The organism is Bordetella sp. BOR01 (assembly GCF_019218885.1).
Lineage (GTDB): Bacteria > Pseudomonadota > Gammaproteobacteria > Burkholderiales > Burkholderiaceae_B > Bordetella_A.
In genome coordinates, this window is the sequence record NZ_JAHUWT010000001.1 from 472,853 (window position 1) to 488,335 (window position 15,483).

A 15,483-nucleotide genomic window follows, 5' to 3' on the forward strand; every position below is an offset into this window, starting at 1 on the left:
ACTAGGGTTTCTTGTAGGCCACGCAGTCGACTTCCACCTTGGCGTCTATCACCAGGCGCGATTCCACGCAGGCGCGTGCGGGCGGATGGTCGCCGAAGGTTTCCTTGAACACTTTATTGAAGGCGGCGAAATCGCGCGGGTCGTCCAGCCAGACACCGCAGCGCACCACGTTTTCAGGGCCATAACCCGCTTCGCGCAAAATGGCCATCAGGTTGCCGATGGCGGCGCGCGACTGGGCGGCGATGCCGCCTTCTACCACTTCGCCATCCTGCATGGGCACCTGGCCCGATACATACAGCCAGCCGTCGGCCTGCACGGCGCGCGCGTAGGGCATGTGCTGGCCGCCCTGGCCGGTGCCGCCGGTCACGCCGTAGCGAATGATGCCGTTGGCATCGGCATGGGGAGAATTGCTCATGATTGCTCCTGGGATGCGGACGAAGAAGAAAACGCATTGAAGCCTGCACGCAAGTCGCCGCCGCGCGGCAGCCAGCGGCCGGCGCGCGCGCCGGTCAGGCGGCCGGCCCGGTATGACAGCGCGCCGTTGACCCATACCGCGGCGATCCCGTCGGCGGGCTGCTGCGGATCGGCGTAGCTGGCCCGGTCGGCCACGCGGGCCGGGTCGAACAGCACCAGGTCGGCGTAATGGCCGTTGCGTATCAGGCCGCGTTCCCGCAGGCCGAACCGCGCCGCCGACAATCCGGTCATCTTGTGCACCGCCTGTTCCAGCGGAAACAAGCCCAGCTCGCGGCTGTAGCGGCCCAGCACGCGCGGGAAGGCCCCCCACAGGCGCGGATGCGGCAACGGATCGTTGGGCAGGCCGTCCGAGCCCACCATGGTCAGGCGATGCGCCAGGATGCGGCGCACGTCGTCTTCATGCATGCCGTGGTAAACCGCGCCGGCCGGCTGCAAGCGGCGCGCGGCTTCGCGCAGCGGCACCTGCCATTGCGCCGCGATGGCGGCCAGGCCGCGGCCCGCCATTTCAGGATGCGGATCGGACCAGGTGATATCGATGTCGAATTCGTCGGTGACCTGCTGCAGGTCCAGGGTGGAGGAACTGGCCGAGTAGGGGTAGCAGTCGCAGCCCACCGGCAGGTAACGGCCGGCGGTATCCAGGCTGGCCAGCACTTCCTGGCTGCGGCCCCAGTTGCCGGCCCCGGCGCATTTCAGGTGCGACACGATCACCGGCACGCGCGCATGCACGCCGATGTCGTAGGCCTCTTGCATGGCCTCCAGGATCTCGGCGAACTCGGACCTCAGGTGCGTGGTGTACAGCGCTCCGTAAGCGTCCAGTTCCCGGGCCAGGGCCTGCACCTCGGCGGTGTCCGCGTGCTGGGCCGAGGCATAGGCCAGGCCGGTGCTCAGGCCGATGGCGCCGTGGCGCAGCGCGTCGCGCAGTTGCGCGCGCATGGCGGCGATCTCGGCATCGGTGGCGCGCCGGTCCAGGCGGTCCATGTGATTGCTGCGCAGGGCCGTATGGCCGACCAGCGCCGCCACGTTCACGGTGGGGCGGGCTGCGTCCACCGCCCGCGTGTAGTCGGCGAAAATGGGATACGCGAAATCGTCCCGTCCGCCCAGCAGGTTCATCGGGTCGGGCGGATCGCCACGCAGGCTGACCGGCGATGCGCTGATGCCGCAGTTGCCCACGACCACGGTCGTCACGCCTTGCGACAGCTTGGGCAGCATGTCGGGGGTGCGGATGACGTTGGTGTCGTCATGAGTGTGCACGTCGATGAAGCCCGGCGCCAGCGCCAGGCCGGCGCCATCGATGCGCTCGCGTGCGGGGGCGTGCGGCAGCGGCCCGATGGCGGCGATGCGGCCATCGGCCAGCGCCACGTCGGCCTGGAAACCGGGGGCGCCGCTGCCGTCCAGCACCTGCACGCCGCCGATCAGGGTGTCGTACATCGGGTCAGTCTCCCAGCGGCAAGCGGTTGGGCCCGCCGCGGTATTCGTCCAGCGCCAGCTTGATGCGACGCAGCCGTTCCTGCGTGGCCTCTTGCCGCGCCAGGGCCAGTTCGGTGGCCAGGATGTCGATCGCCAGCAGCATGGCGTAGCGCGACGAAGACGGCTTGTAGATGAAATCGGTCTCGGCGGTGTGAATCGGCAGCACGACGTCGGCCAGCTCGGCCAGCGGCGAGGCCGGGTCGGTCAAGGTCACCATGCGCGCGCCGTACTGCTTGACGATGCGCGCGCCCGCCAGGATTTCCGGCGTGAGCCCCGAGGTCGACAGCACCACTACCACATCGCGTTCGTCCAGCGTGGCCGCCACCATGCGCAGCAGCACGGCATCGCTGTAGGCAGCCACCGCATAGCCCAATCGCACCAGCCGCGATTGCAGTTCCTGCGACAGCACGGCCGAGGCGCCGCCCATGCCGAATACATAGGTCATGCGCGCATCGCGCACGATGCCGGCGGCACGCTCGAACAATGTCTCGGTGAACAAAGGCAGGTGTTCGCGCAGCGTGGTTTCTATATCGGCGTACAGGCGGGCGTAGAAGGTGCTTTCTTCGGGCGTGGACGGGTCCAGGAAGCGCTCGCCCACCGCGCTGGCCTGTGCCAGCTTCAGCTTCAGGTCGCGCGTATCGTCGCAGCCCACCGACCGCGCAAAGCGCGAGATGGTGGCGATGCTGACCCCCGCCTTGCCCGCCAGTTGATCCACCGTGGCGCCGGCCGCCGCGGCGATGTCGTCCAGGATGGCGTCGGCCACCTTGCGTTCGGTGTTGCTCAGGGTGTCGCGGCGGCTGCGTATCTGGTAGACGATATCGCGCGGGGTAGGCATGCCGGTGGCTCCGTTGCCGTGTCGGGAAGGAATAGTCATGATGTGATCTCGTCCAGGCGTGCGCAGGCGGCATGATGTCCGCCGCCCAGGTCGCGGGTTGGCGGAACGGCCGCCGCGCACACTTCTGCGGCATGCGGGCAACGGGTGCGGAATACGCACCCTGACGGCGGGTCGACGGGGCTGGGGATCTCGCCCTTGAGCAGGATACGTGAACGCGGGGCACGCGGGTCGGGCACTGGCGCGGCCGACAGCAGGGCGCGGGTATAAGGGTGGCGCGGGCTGTCGTACACGCGCCGGGTGGGCCCGCGCTCCATCACGCGGCCCAGGTACATCACCACCACCTCATCGCACAAGTAGTCCACCACCGCCAGGTCGTGCGCGACGAACAGCATGGTCAGCCCCAGGTCGCGCTGCAGGTCCTGCAGCAGGTTCAGTACCTGCGCCTGCACCGACACATCCAGCGCCGATACCGGCTCGTCGGCTACGATGAAATCGGGCTCCACGGCCAGGGCGCGGGCGATGCCGATGCGCTGGCGCTGGCCGCCCGAGAATTCGTGCGGGTAGCGCCGGCGATGCTCGGCATGCAGGCCCACGCGTTCGAGCAGTTCGCCGATGCGGGCCTCGCGCCGTGTTTGCGCCAACCGGTGCGTATCCAGGGCTTCGCCCAGGATCTCGGCCACGGTCATGCGCGGATTCAGGCTGGCATACGGGTCCTGGAAGACGATTTGCATGCGACGCCGCCAGGGCAGCATGCGCGCTTCGTTCAGCCCCGTGATGTCGGTGCCGTCGAACAGGATGCGGCCGGCCGTGGGGGCGAACAGCCGCAGCAGGGCGCGTCCGGTGGTGGTCTTGCCCGAGCCGGACTCGCCCACCAGCCCCACGATGGCCTTGCGCGGCACATCGAAGCTCACGTCTTCGACCGCGCGCACGACTTGCCCGCGGCGCCTGGCGCCGGTGGGGAAATGCACGGTCAGGCCTTGCACGCGCAACAGCGGTTCGGCGGATATGGGGTCGGTCATTGCGGTACTACCTTGATGCAGCGGGCCAGGTGCGCATCGCGCACCGCGGCAAGTTCCGGGACGGCGCGCGTACAGGCCGGCTCGGCCAGCGCGCAACGCGGCGCAAAAGTGCAGCCGGGCGGCAGGTCCAGCACGCTGGGGACATTGCCGGGTATCGGCTGCAGCCGCTGGCGCGACGCTAGCAGGGCGGCGGTGGGAATGCACGACAGCAGTCCGCGCGTGTATGGATGCGTGGGCCGTTCGAACAACTCGTGCACGCCGGCATCCTCGACCACGCGGCCGGCATACATCACCGCCACGCGATGCGCGATCTCGGCGACCACCCCCAGGTTGTGCGTCACGAACAGAATGCTCATGCCCGACTCGGCCTGCAGGCGGCGCAACAAGTCCAGGATCTGCGCCTGTACGGTCACGTCCAGCGCCGTGGTCGGTTCGTCGGCGATCAGCACCGAAGGGTTGCAGGCCAGCGCCAGCGCAATCATCACGCGCTGGCGCATGCCGCCCGACATCTGGTGCGGATATTCGTGGATGCGGCGCGCGGCCGCCGGAATCTCGACCCGTTCCAGCATCTCGCGCGCCCGCTGCAATGCGGCCGCGCGCGAGCCGCCTTCATGCTGCAGCACGGCCTCGGCGATCTGGTCGCCCACCGTGTACAGCGGGTTCAGGCTGGTCATGGGTTCCTGGAAGATCATCGCGATCTCGGCGCCACGGATGCGGCGCAGCGTCGCGGCCGACGCCTGGGCCAGGTCGTGCGTGGCGCCATGGCGGTCGCGGAAATGGATGCTGCCGGACTCGATGCGGCCGGCCGGCTTGGGCAACAGGCCCATGATCGACAGGCTGGTCACCGACTTGCCCGAACCCGATTCGCCCACGATGGCCAGCGTTTCGCCGCGCGCCAGGTCGAACGTGACGCCGTCGACCGACCTGGCCACGCCGTCGCGGCTGTGGAACCAGGTTTTCAGCCCTTCTACGGCCAGGATGATGTCTCGTTGGCTTGCTGTCATATCCCGGGATCCTAGAGTTCCTTGCGCAGGCGCGGGTCCAGCACGTCGCGCAGGCCATCGCCCACCAGCTGCAGCGACAGCACCGACAACACGATGGCAATGCCGGGAAACACCATGATCCAGTCGGCCGAGCCCATGTACTGCTGCCCGGCGTTGATCATGGTGCCCCAGGTGGGTATGTCGGGCGATACGCCCACGCCCAGGAACGACAGCCCGGCCTCGGCCAGGATGGCATAGGCGAAGATGAAGGTGCCCTGCACCAGGATGGGCGAGACCAGGTTGCGCAGCACGTGCACCGTGACGATCCGCCGTGTCGGCACGCCCAGCGCCCGCGCGGCTTCCACGAACGGCAGCTCGCGGATCACCAGCGTCGAGGCGCGCACGATGCGGGCCAGGCGGGGCGCATACACGATGCCCAGCGCGATCACCACGTTCAGCAGCGACGGCCCCAAGGCCGCCACCAGCGCGATGGCCAGCAGGATATCGGGAAAGGCCATCATCGCGTCGATCAGCCGCGACACCACTTTGTCGGCGCCGCGGAAGAATCCCGCCACCAGTCCCAGCGCGATACCCAGCACGCCCGACAGCAGCACCACCAGGAAGCCCACCGCCAGCGACAGCCGCCCGCCGTGGATCACGCGGCTGAATACGTCGCGGCCGAAATCGTCGGTGCCGAACCAGTGTGCGGCACTGGGGGCCTGCAGGCGATTCATGATCGACAGCTTGTACGGATCGAATGGGCTGATCCAGGGGGCCAGCGCGGCCGCCGCCACCAGCACGGCCAGCACGGCCACGCTGATCAGCACCGTCTTGCGCGCCACCAGCAGGCGCAGTATCTGCCAGCGTTCGGCGCCGGCCCCGGTAGTGATCGCAATAGCCATGTCAGTAGCGCACCCGCGGGTCGACCAGCAGGTACAGCAGGTCGATGAAAAGATTGATCAGCACATAGATGGCGGCGATGACCAGCAGCGCGCCCTGTATGACCGGGTAGTCGCGCCGCAGCACGGCCGACACCACCAGGCTGCCCACGCCGGGCAGGCCGAACACGGTCTCGGTGACCACGGCGCCGCTGACCAGCAAGGCCGTGGTCAGGCCCAGCACGGTAAGAATCGGGATCAGCGCATTGCGCGCCGCGTGCTTGATGATCACCTTGTATTCGGGCAGGCCCTTGGCGCGCGCGGTGCGCACGTAGTCATCGCGCAGTACGTCCAGCATGCTGGCGCGGATGAAGCGGGTGATCAGCGCCGAGTTCACCAGGCCCAGAACGATGGCCGGCAGCACCAGGTGCGACAGCCGCGTGGCGATACTGGCGTCGGGGCCGCCATAGCCAGCCACCGGCAGCCAGCCCAGCTTTACCGAGAATATCTGCATCAGCAGCAGCCCCAGCCAGAAGCTGGGTATGCTGGACGTGAACATGGAAAAGCTCACCACCGACTGGTCCAGCGCCGTGCCGCGCCGCACTGCCGACAGAATGCCAACAGGCAAGGCGATGGCGCTGGCGATGGCCAGCGACATCAGTGTCAGCCAGAAAGTGGGCTCGGCGCGGTCGGCCAGCGCCGCCAGCACGGGCTTGTCCAGGAAAATCGACTGGCCCAGGTCGCCGCGCGCAAGCTGGCCCAGCCAGGTGGCGTACTGCACGGGCATGGGCTGGTCCAGCCCCAGGCGCGCGCGCAGGGTATCGATATCCTGCTGGCTGGCCTGCGGGCCCAGCATCACGGCGGCAGGATCGCCCGGCGTGATGCGCAGGATCACGAATACGATGGTGGCCACGATGAACATCACCGCCACCAGCCCCACCAGGCGGTTCAACAGATAGCGCAGCACGGTCGCATCCTTTCAGGTTGGCCCCGGGGGCGCTACTTGGCGGCCTTCCAGGCGTTCCAGAAGTACGGCCACGGCGCGGGCTGCACCCCTTGCAGGGCCGGGGATTTCGCGGCCAGCGAGTTGAAGTCGCCCACCTTGATGAAGGGCACCTCATCGAACACCGTCTGCTGCACGTCGGTCCAGCGCTTGATACGTTCTTCAGGCGTGCCGGCCTGGTTGAAGGCGTCCAGCACCTGATTGCGGCGCGGCGTGTCCCACCAGCCCGGCGCGTCTTTCGACGGGAAGTCGATCAGCGCGGGTTCGGGCAGGAATGGGCTGTGGGTAATGAAGATGTCCCACAGGGCCGGGTCCTGGCGGCGCTGCGTCAGCGTGGCCCAATCCACTACCTGCATGTCCACCTTGAAGCCGGCCGCTTTCAGGTATTCGGCCGCCACCAGCGCCATCTTGTAGTGAAACTCGTATTGCTGGCTGGTCAGGATGCGGATCGTGCGGTCTTCGATTTTTGCGTCGTCCAGCAATTTCTTGGCGCCGGCGACATCGCCCTGGTTATAGACCTTGTCGCCCAGCTTGGTGGCCCACGGAAAGCCTTGCGGGTACAGGTCGGCGTTCAGGCTGTAGAAGTCCTTGTTGCCGAAGGCGGCATACAGCATGTCTTCTTCATTCAGCGCACGCTGCACGGCTTGGCGCGCGGGCAGGCTGGACATGATGCCTTGCCGGGTATTGAGCACCAGGCGCGGCCAGCCGAAAGGCTTGAGCAGCATCGGATCGGACCGGCCATTCTTCAGCTTGGCGATCGATTCGACCGGCAGCGCGTCCACATAATCGTACTGTCCGGCGGCAGCGCTCTCGACGCGGGTGTTGGCGTTGCTGATCGGCGCAAAGCGGATCTCGTCCAGATACTGCTTGCGTGCGCCGCCGTAGCCGTCGGGCTCGCCATCGCGCGGCTGGTAGCCGTCGTAGCGCACCAGCTGGATGTACTGGTCGGGCACGCGTGCCTTCAGCAGGTAGGGCCCGGTGCCGATGAATTCCTTCAGGGGCGTGGCCAGCTTCTCTTGCGGCATCACCACCGCGGCGCTGTTGTTCATGGCCAGCAGGGCGGTCAGCGGCGCGTAGGGTTGCTTGAGCACGATGCGTACGGTATGGGCATCGGGCGCCTCGATGGCGGCGATCAGCTTGGCGGCCTGCTTGCCGCGCGAGGCGGTCTCGGTCCAGCGCTTCAGCGATGCCACCACGTCGGCCGAATCCATGGCCGAGCCGTCATGAAAGGTGATGCCCTGGCGCAGCGCGATAGTGTAAGTCAGGCCGTCATCGCTGATCTGCGGCAACTGCTCGGCCAGCAGCGGGGTGGTGTTCCACTTCGCGTCGAAGGTGTAGAGCGTTTCAAAGATGTGCTGGGTCAGGATGCCGACCAGGTCGGCCGTGCTGGCCATCGGGTCCAGCGTGGGCGGTTCGCCGATGGTGGCAACCACGGCGGTACCGCCCTTGACCGGGGTGGCGCCAAGCGCCGGGGCCGACAGGGCCGCCAGGCCGATCGTGCCGGCGGCCAGCAGGCCACGCAGTCCGCCGCGGCGCCGGAAGGTACAGAAGTTCATGGGTCTGTCTCCAGTGGGGGTCAACTACATGCCGTGGCGGTCAGAAAAAAGTGGGCGCCACGCCGGTGATCCGGTACTGCTCGTCAACCAGCAGCACCTGCCGCCACTTGTCGAATGTCAGGCAAGGGTGCGAAATATCGAAGGCAATCATGTCGCCCACGCGGATGTCGTCGTGCGCGTCGATATCCAGGAACGCATGCTGGTCCATCATGGCGCTCAGTTTCCAGTGGCCCGGGGCGGGCAAGGGTGCCGCGCTGCCCGGGCGGTAGTGCACGGCCGGCGCCGGCAGTCCGGCATCAAAGGCCGCATCGCGCTTGCCCATGCCCACGATGGCGCGCCCGCGCTCGGGCACCGATTGCACATAGGCCCATACTTGCAGGGCGGGCCGCAGGCCAGGCTCAAGGCGGCGGGCAACCGGGTTGTGGGCGGCGATGCGTTCGGCCGCGCTGCGGTAGATGCCCACGTCGTGCGACAGATAACAGCCCGGGCGCAGCACGATATCCAGCGGCATGCCGATATCCAGGCCCGAGAATTCCTCTGCCACCACATCGAACCAGGCCGAGCCGGCCCCGGTGATCACCGCCGGGCCGTCCTGGCGCAGCCGTCCGCCGGCCGCCAGGGCGCGCAGCGCGTTCACCGCGCGCCGCAACAACGTGCGGATGCTGTCTTCATCCTGCAGCACGCCTTCGTATACCTCGATGCCGGCCAATGCCAAGGCTTGCGGCCAGCGTTGCAGCTCGGCCAGCAGCGCCTGCAGTTGCGCATCGTCGCGCACGCCGGTACGTCCGCCGGCCACACCCAGTTCGATCAGTACCGGCAGCCGCAGGCCCTGTCCGGCAAAGTAATCGCCCAACTGCGCCGCATTGGCCGCCGAATCCACCAGGCACAGGAAGGTGAACCCGGGGTCGCGCAGCAGGTCGGCCACCATGGCCATATTGGCCCGGCCCACCAATTGGTTGGCCATCAGCACCGTGCGTACCCCGTGGCGACAGGCAGCCCGTGCCTGCGGCGCGGTAGCCAGCGTGATCCCCCAGGCACCGCCTTGCAGTTGGCGGTGAAACAGCGCCGGGCTCATGGTGGTCTTGCCATGCGGCGCCAGCTTGACGCGATAGGCCTCCATGAAACGCTGCATCCATTGCAGGTTGTGGCGCATGCGCTCTTCATACAGCACGGCCACCGGCAGGCTGACGTCTTCGCGCAGCAGGTTCCAGTCCAGCGAGCCTGCCTGCGCGGCGGGCCAGTCGGCCGGAAACGCACCCAGGCCCTTGCCATCGGCATCCAGCGATATCGAAAGGCCAGGAGAAGTGAGCGGGCAAGTTTCCATGCGGGCGACCTTTATGAAAAAAATTACCGTATAAATCCGTAAATCTGATTATCGTGAAAATAATTTACAGACGGCAGTTGGGATTTTCCCGTACGCGGGCTGCCCAGGTACCTGGGCAGAGCAGGGTGGGCCGCCATGGTGTAATGACTGTTTTGGCCGCTGTGCGGCCGTCGCTATTTCGCCGCCATGAGCAACGATCTGTTCGCCGCCGATCCCGCACACCGGCCCTATGTCCCGCTGGCCGAGCGGCTGCGGCCGCGCGCCCTGTCCGACGTCGTGGGGCAGTCGCACCTGCTGGGCCCCGATAAGCCGCTGCGCGTCGCTTTCGAGTCCGGCCGCCCGCATTCCATGATCTTCTGGGGCCCTCCGGGGGTGGGCAAGACCACGCTCGCCCGGCTGATGGCCGATGGCTTCGACGCCCAGTTCATCGCCATTTCGGCGGTCCTGGGCGGGGTCAAGGACATTCGCGATGCCGTGGTCACCGCCCAGATCGCGCAAGGGCAGGGCCGCCGCACCATCTTGTTCGTCGATGAGGTCCACCGTTTCAACAAGGCCCAGCAGGATGCCTTCCTGCCCTATGTCGAAAGCGGCCTGTTCACCTTTATCGGCGCCACCACCGAGAACCCGTCGTTCGAGGTGAATTCGGCCCTGCTGTCGCGGGCGCGTGTCTACGTGCTGCAATCGCTCAGCACCGAAGAACTGCAACTCCTGATCGACCGCGCCGTGCAGGCCCTGAACGAGGGCCGCGAAACCGATGTGCAGGTGCGCTTCACGCCCGACGCCCGCGAGCAACTGGCGGCCTGGGCCGACGGCGATGCCCGGCGCCTGATCAGCGCGGTCGAAGTGGTGGCCGAATCGGCCCAGTCCGCCGGCCGCGACGAAGTCGATGCCGCCTGGCTGGAAACCTCGCTGTCGCAGAACCTGCGCCGCTTCGACAAGGGGGGCGATGCGTTCTACGACCAGATCAGCGCGCTGCACAAGGCCGTGCGCGGGTCGGACCCGGACGCCGCGTTGTACTGGTTGTCGCGCATGCTCGACGGTGGCGCCGATCCCAAGTACATGGCGCGCCGCCTGGTTCGCATGGCGATCGAAGATATCGGCCTGGCCGACCCGCGCGCCACCGAGCTCGCCATCAACGGCGCCGACATCTACGAAAGGCTGGGCTCGCCCGAGGGCGAACTGGCGCTGGCGCAGGCCGTGGTCTATATGGCGTGCGCGGCCAAGTCCAATGCCGTCTACAGTGCCTACAACGCCGCCCGCAAGTTCGCCACCGAACACGGCAGCGCCCCGGTGCCCATGCATTTGCGCAATGCGCCCACCAAGCTGATGAAGCAGTTGGGCCACGGCCATGCCTATCGCTACGCCCACGACGAGCCGCACGGCTATGCCGCGGGCGAGCAATATTTTCCCGATGGTGTCAAAGCCACCTTCTACCGGCCGACCGATCGCGGCCTGGAAGCTAAAATCCAGCAAAAGCTGGCGTTCCTGCGCGAACTCGATGCCCAGGAACGCTCCAGAAAGTGATAGCCGCTGGCTACTCGCTGTCCTCCGTCAACCTATACCCCATCGCCCATGCTAGACCCGATACTGCTGCGCAAAGACCTGCAAACCGTCGTAGACCGCCTGAAAGACCGTGGCGTCGACTTCGACACGCAACGGTTCAACGAACTGGAATCGCGCCGCAAGGCCGTCCAGACCGAGACCGAATCCCTGCAGGCGCGCCGCAATGCGCTGGCCAAGCAGATAGGCCAGCTCAAGGCGCAAGGCCAGGATGCCTCGGCGGTGCTGGCCGAATCGCAAGCCATTCCGGGCCGCCTGAAGCAGCTCGAAGATGACTTGGCCGCCGTGCAGCAGTCGCTCAACGAGCTGTTGCTGGCGGTGCCCAACCTGCCGCACGCCAGCGTGCCGGCGGGCGCCTCGGCCGACGACAATGTCGAAGTGCGCCGCTGGTTGCCCGGCCAGCCGGCCGCCGACGGCAACCCGCCGCCGCTGCCGTTCCCGGCCAAAGACCACGTGGCCCTGGGCGAGCCCCTGGGGCTCGACTTCGACACGGCGGCCAAGCTGTCGGGCGCACGCTTCTCGTTCATGCGCGGCCCGATCGCGCGCCTGCACCGTGCGCTGGCGCAGTTCATGCTCGACCTGCAAACCGGCCAGCATGGCTACACCGAGTGCTATACGCCCTACATCGTCAACAGCTCCACGCTGTACGGCACCGGGCAATTGCCCAAGTTCAAGGACGACATGTTCTTCGTCACCAAGGGCGGAGACGATGACCATCCCAAGGTCGACGAACGCGGCAATGTGCTGGCGCGCGAAGACCAATACCTGATTTCCACGTCCGAGATCACGCTGACCAGCGTGGCGCGCGACAGCATCATCGCCGTGGCCGACCTGCCCGTGCGCCTGACCGCCCACACCCCTTGCTTTCGTTCCGAGGCAGGCAGCGGGGGACGCGATACGCGCGGCATGATCCGCCAGCACCAGTTCGACAAGGTCGAGATGGTGCAGATCACCCAGCCCGATGCCTCTTACCAGGCCCTGGAAGACATGGTGGGCCATGCCGAGCACGTGCTGCAGTTGCTGGAACTGCCGTATCGCGTGGTGCTGCTGTGTACCGGCGACATGGGTTTCGGCGCCGCCAAGACCTACGACCTGGAAGTCTGGCTGCCCGCCCAGAACACCTGGCGCGAGATCTCGTCGGTCTCGAATTGCGAGACCTTCCAGGCGCGCCGCATGCAGGCGCGCTTCCGCGCCGCCCAGGGCAAGCCCGACTATGTGCATACCCTGAACGGGTCGGGCCTGGCGGTGGGCCGGGCCCTGGTCGCCGTGCTGGAAAACCACCAGCAGGCCGACGGCAGCATCGTGGTGCCGAAGGTGCTGCAACCCTACATGGGCGGCCTGACTGTGCTGCAGCCGTAAGGCCCGGGCGCATCGCGTCGCGCCCCTTTTCGCAACGGAGCCCGGCAGGCTCCGTTTCTCATTCCCGCGCCGGCCTCCGGTGGGCAGTCATACCCCTGACTTGTCGTCCCATTAAGCTGCCCGTCATTCCCCGGTCTTTGATGTCAGCAAATGTGTGCGCGTAAAAAAGGGCCGCATCTTTAGGGCACAATATGCGCCGATACGCCACAGGCGGTTTTGTCGTCAATGAATTGGGGGATGACTCAACATGAATTCCAGGATGATCGGTGATTTTCGCGTACGTTGCGATGTCGTTGAAAACGAAACGCAGGGCTTCCAAGTGCGGATCTGGACCCGCCGCATTGGGGGTAACGCACCCGAAAAAAGCTGGACCGTACCGGGCCAGCAGCCGTTCGCAACACGCAACGAAGCCGAGCAGAGTAGTCTGCAGGTATTCGAAGGCATCAACGGAGTGCGATTCAATGGTGAACCCGAGTTCGCGCACGCGTCCGCATAACGGCTGGTGGCGTGCCCCCAGCACGCCGCGACGCCTGCCCAGCCCGCTACCTGCCAGCCGCCGGCCGGCTGGGTAAAAGGCCTATCGTCAGGCAAAAAAACGGCTGCCCTTGGCAGCCTGAATAAGCGGGCGGCGCTATAACCGCCCGTGCACCGGAGCGCGTGGTGCGTTAATGGCGGTGGCGGTGATGGCCGCGACCGTGTTTGCGGTAGTGCTTGTGGTGATGGCGGTCCCAATGGCGGCTGCCGCCATAGTAGTAAACCGGCGCGGGATGTACGTAGCGCGGGCGATATACCGGCGCGGGGTGGTAATACACCGGCGGTGGCGGTGCCACGTATACCGGTGCCGGCGCCACATAAACTGGTGCGGGATACACCACACCCGGGATGCCGATGGATACGCCGATGTCGACGCGTGCCATGGCGGCGCTCGAGATCAGCAGCCCCGCGGCACCAATGCCGGCTATGAACCATTTCTTCATGTGCACCTGCCTTGCTGCGCAAGCAGCCGAGTTGATATGACGCCCACATTGTCGGGTTTTTCCCCAGGCAGAACGTCAGCGGACTTGCTGCAATAGCGACAATCCGCAACACGAGGTCCGCACCGGGCCCGCGTGCTTGCTGCGTTGCAAGATAAGCATTTATCGGGGAAGAAGGCCGACGATGTAATCGACTGAAATCGGCGGCCGCCCAGGCGGGCAGCAGGGGCCGGTTACATTCATACACCAAGCGCCGTGCCCAAGGCCCTGCATGGGGCTGCGCCGGGGCAAAGCGGGCACCGTGCGCCCACGCGGTTTGTAGATATACTTTGGCAATGCACACCAAAATCCACGATCTCAAGCCTGGCTACTACTGGTACACCATGGCAAACGACCCCCTGGCCATCATCCATATTCATGATGATGGCGGGGCTACCCTGATGGGTACCGATTTCCGCATGGAAGCCCAGGGCGTAGCCGACATGATCCAGCAAGGCGAACGCTTTTTCTGGATCGATCCGCCCGTGCTGTAGCCCCTGCTGCGCCCCGATGCATCAGGGGCGCGCCCAGTTCGCCAGTTCCGGATAATTCGACGGAAACAGCGCGCGCTTGGTCTCGTCGTCATTCACCCGCTTGAAGTCATGGTTCTTGCCCACCTCGCGCGCCCGGGCGGCGGCAGGGCGGGCGTCGATGGCCTGGAACCAGCGCTTGATGTTCGGATAGGCCGCCAGCGGGTCGGCTTCGCCTTTCAGTACGCGCGCGGCCCGGTCCAGCCAGCCCCAGCCCGACATGTCGGCAATCGAATAGGCATTGCCCACGATATGCTCGCGGCCAGCCAGGTGCGTATCCAATACCCGGTAGTGGCGTTCCGCTTCGCGTCGGTAGCGGTTTGCCGCGTAATCATTGCCCTCGGGCGCCGCGAACTGGAAATGCACAGCCTGTCCTGAAAACGGCCCCAGGCCGGTACCCAGGAAAAACAGCCAGGACAGCAATTCCGGGCGGTCGGCCGGCAGCCCCATGAACTGGCCGGTTTTTTCGCCCAGGTACAACAAGATGGCGTTCGAGTCGAATACCCGCGCCTCGCCGCCGCCTGGCCCCTGCGTATCGACAATGGCCGGCACCTTGCCGTTGGGGTTGATGGCGCGAAACGCCTCTGCATGTTGCTCGCCCTTGCTGGTATCGACCGGCACCACTTCATAGGCCAGCCCCGTCTCTTCCAGGAAAAGCGCTACTTTCGCCGGGTTGGGAGTGGGATGGAAATAAAAGCGGATCATCGGTAGTCTCCAGGGCGCAAGGTGATGGAACGATTCTAGATCGTATGATCTAGAATACGGCATGAATACTCGCACGGCAATATTCCCGGCAACTATGCAAGGACGACATCATGGCCCGGCCCCGCGAATTCGATGAAGCCAGCGTGCTGGAAGCGGCGGTGGGCTGCTTCTGGGCGCGCGGCTTCGAGGCGACCTCGGTGCGCGAACTGGCCGACGCGATGGGAATCACGGGCGCCAGCCTGTACAACGCGTTCGGCGACAAGCGCGCGCTATATCGACGCGCGCTCGACCATTACGTCGAAGCCAGCTTCAGCGCGCGCGTGCAGCGCGTGCAATCCCTGCCGCCGCGCGACGCGCTGGCAGCGTTCTTTGCCGACATCGTCGAACGCTCGCTGGCCGACCGCCAGCGCAAGGGATGCATGATTATCAATTCCGCGCTGGAAGTCGCGCCGCACGACGCCGAGTTCCAGCAGGTGGTGGCCGGCGTCTTGGCCCATATCGAGGCGTTCTTCCTGCGCTGTGTCGCGGCCGGCCAGCAGGCCGGCACCATCACGGCGACCCAGCCGGCCCAGGACCTGGCCCGTTTGCTGCTAAGCGTGCTGATGGGCGTACGCGTCATGGCGCGCACGCGGCCCGAGCGCGAATTGCTGGAAGGCATGGTGCGGCCGGCGCTGGCGCTGCTGGAACCGCAGGGTTCCTGCCAGCCGAAGCCGCTGCCTGGTGCCAGGCGCCCGCGCCCGCAGCAAGCGTGACGCCGTGCCGCATGGCCGGGCCTTG

Annotated in this window: 16 protein-coding genes; 5 read left to right on the forward strand and 11 right to left on the reverse strand. The window is 66.4% G+C overall.

The features are described 5' to 3' along the window. Position 1: 1 nt before the first annotated feature. Genes KW845_RS02250 through KW845_RS02290 form a run of 9 tightly spaced genes read right to left on the reverse strand, consistent with a single transcriptional unit; the run spans position 2 to position 9,539 of the window. A complete protein-coding gene (locus tag KW845_RS02250) occupies positions 2-415 on the reverse strand; it encodes a RidA family protein (protein WP_218367548.1) in 414 nt (137 codons plus the stop codon). Continuing rightward, entirely contained in the window at positions 412-1,902 is a 1,491-nt protein-coding gene (locus KW845_RS02255) for an amidohydrolase family protein (protein WP_218367549.1), read from the reverse strand. Before KW845_RS02255 ends, KW845_RS02250 begins: the two co-directional genes overlap by 4 nt. A gap of 4 nt (positions 1,903-1,906) precedes the next feature. Continuing rightward, on the reverse strand, positions 1,907-2,815 hold the full coding sequence (locus KW845_RS02260; protein ID WP_255592331.1) for a MurR/RpiR family transcriptional regulator: 909 nt from the start codon (positions 2,813-2,815) through the stop codon (positions 1,907-1,909). Further along, positions 2,812-3,795 (reverse strand): ABC transporter ATP-binding protein, encoded by a 984-nt coding sequence (locus KW845_RS02265; RefSeq protein ID WP_218367550.1) that lies wholly within the window; start codon positions 3,793-3,795, stop codon positions 2,812-2,814. Before KW845_RS02265 ends, KW845_RS02260 begins: the two co-directional genes overlap by 4 nt. Further along, positions 3,792-4,799, reverse strand: coding sequence for an ABC transporter ATP-binding protein (locus KW845_RS02270; protein WP_218367551.1), 1,008 nt, complete (start codon positions 4,797-4,799; stop codon positions 3,792-3,794). The genes KW845_RS02265 and KW845_RS02270 overlap by 4 nt, the downstream gene beginning before the upstream one ends. Positions 4,800-4,810: 11 nt before the next feature. Then, positions 4,811-5,680 (reverse strand): ABC transporter permease, encoded by an 870-nt coding sequence (locus KW845_RS02275; protein ID WP_218367552.1) that lies wholly within the window; start codon positions 5,678-5,680, stop codon positions 4,811-4,813. Position 5,681: 1 nt separating this feature from the next. Next, on the reverse strand, positions 5,682-6,623 hold the full coding sequence (locus tag KW845_RS02280) for an ABC transporter permease (protein WP_218367553.1): 942 nt from the start codon (positions 6,621-6,623) through the stop codon (positions 5,682-5,684). Between the two features lie 32 nt (positions 6,624-6,655). Next, positions 6,656-8,215, reverse strand: coding sequence for an ABC transporter substrate-binding protein (locus tag KW845_RS02285; protein ID WP_218367554.1), 1,560 nt, complete (start codon positions 8,213-8,215; stop codon positions 6,656-6,658). Positions 8,216-8,255: 40 nt separating this feature from the next. After that, positions 8,256-9,539, reverse strand: coding sequence for an amino acid deaminase (locus KW845_RS02290; RefSeq protein WP_218367555.1), 1,284 nt, complete (start codon positions 9,537-9,539; stop codon positions 8,256-8,258). A 186-nt stretch (positions 9,540-9,725) separates the two neighbouring features. Here KW845_RS02290 and KW845_RS02295 point away from each other — a divergent pair, with 186 nt between their 5' ends. The 3 genes from KW845_RS02295 (at position 9,726) to KW845_RS02305 (ending at position 12,954) form a co-directional block, all read left to right on the forward strand. After that, complete coding sequence (locus tag KW845_RS02295) at positions 9,726-11,063, forward strand: replication-associated recombination protein A (RefSeq protein ID WP_218367556.1); 1,338 nt, start codon at positions 9,726-9,728, stop codon at positions 11,061-11,063. A 48-nt stretch (positions 11,064-11,111) separates the two neighbouring features. Further along, complete coding sequence (gene serS, locus KW845_RS02300) at positions 11,112-12,458, forward strand: serine--tRNA ligase (RefSeq protein ID WP_218367557.1); 1,347 nt, start codon at positions 11,112-11,114, stop codon at positions 12,456-12,458. Positions 12,459-12,705: 247 nt separating this feature from the next. Then, positions 12,706-12,954: a hypothetical protein gene (locus KW845_RS02305; RefSeq protein ID WP_218367558.1), complete on the forward strand. Its 249-nt coding sequence runs from the start codon at positions 12,706-12,708 to the stop codon at positions 12,952-12,954. A gap of 169 nt (positions 12,955-13,123) precedes the next feature. Here KW845_RS02305 and KW845_RS02310 read toward each other — a convergent pair whose 3' ends face one another. Continuing rightward, positions 13,124-13,435, reverse strand: coding sequence for a virulence factor (locus tag KW845_RS02310; protein ID WP_218367559.1), 312 nt, complete (start codon positions 13,433-13,435; stop codon positions 13,124-13,126). A 332-nt stretch (positions 13,436-13,767) separates the two neighbouring features. Here KW845_RS02310 and KW845_RS02315 point away from each other — a divergent pair, with 332 nt between their 5' ends. Next, on the forward strand, positions 13,768-13,965 hold the full coding sequence (locus KW845_RS02315; RefSeq protein ID WP_218368664.1) for a hypothetical protein: 198 nt from the start codon (positions 13,768-13,770) through the stop codon (positions 13,963-13,965). A 21-nt stretch (positions 13,966-13,986) separates the two neighbouring features. Here KW845_RS02315 and KW845_RS02320 read toward each other — a convergent pair whose 3' ends face one another. Next, positions 13,987-14,706, reverse strand: coding sequence for a glutathione S-transferase family protein (locus KW845_RS02320; protein WP_218367560.1), 720 nt, complete (start codon positions 14,704-14,706; stop codon positions 13,987-13,989). A 110-nt stretch (positions 14,707-14,816) separates the two neighbouring features. On the opposite strand from KW845_RS02320, the gene KW845_RS02325 reads away from it, so the two are divergent. Beyond that, the gene (locus KW845_RS02325; RefSeq protein WP_218367561.1) at positions 14,817-15,458 is read left to right on the forward strand and encodes a TetR/AcrR family transcriptional regulator; all 642 of its coding nucleotides are present in this window, start codon (positions 14,817-14,819) and stop codon (positions 15,456-15,458) included. Positions 15,459-15,483: the final 25 nt, after the last annotated feature.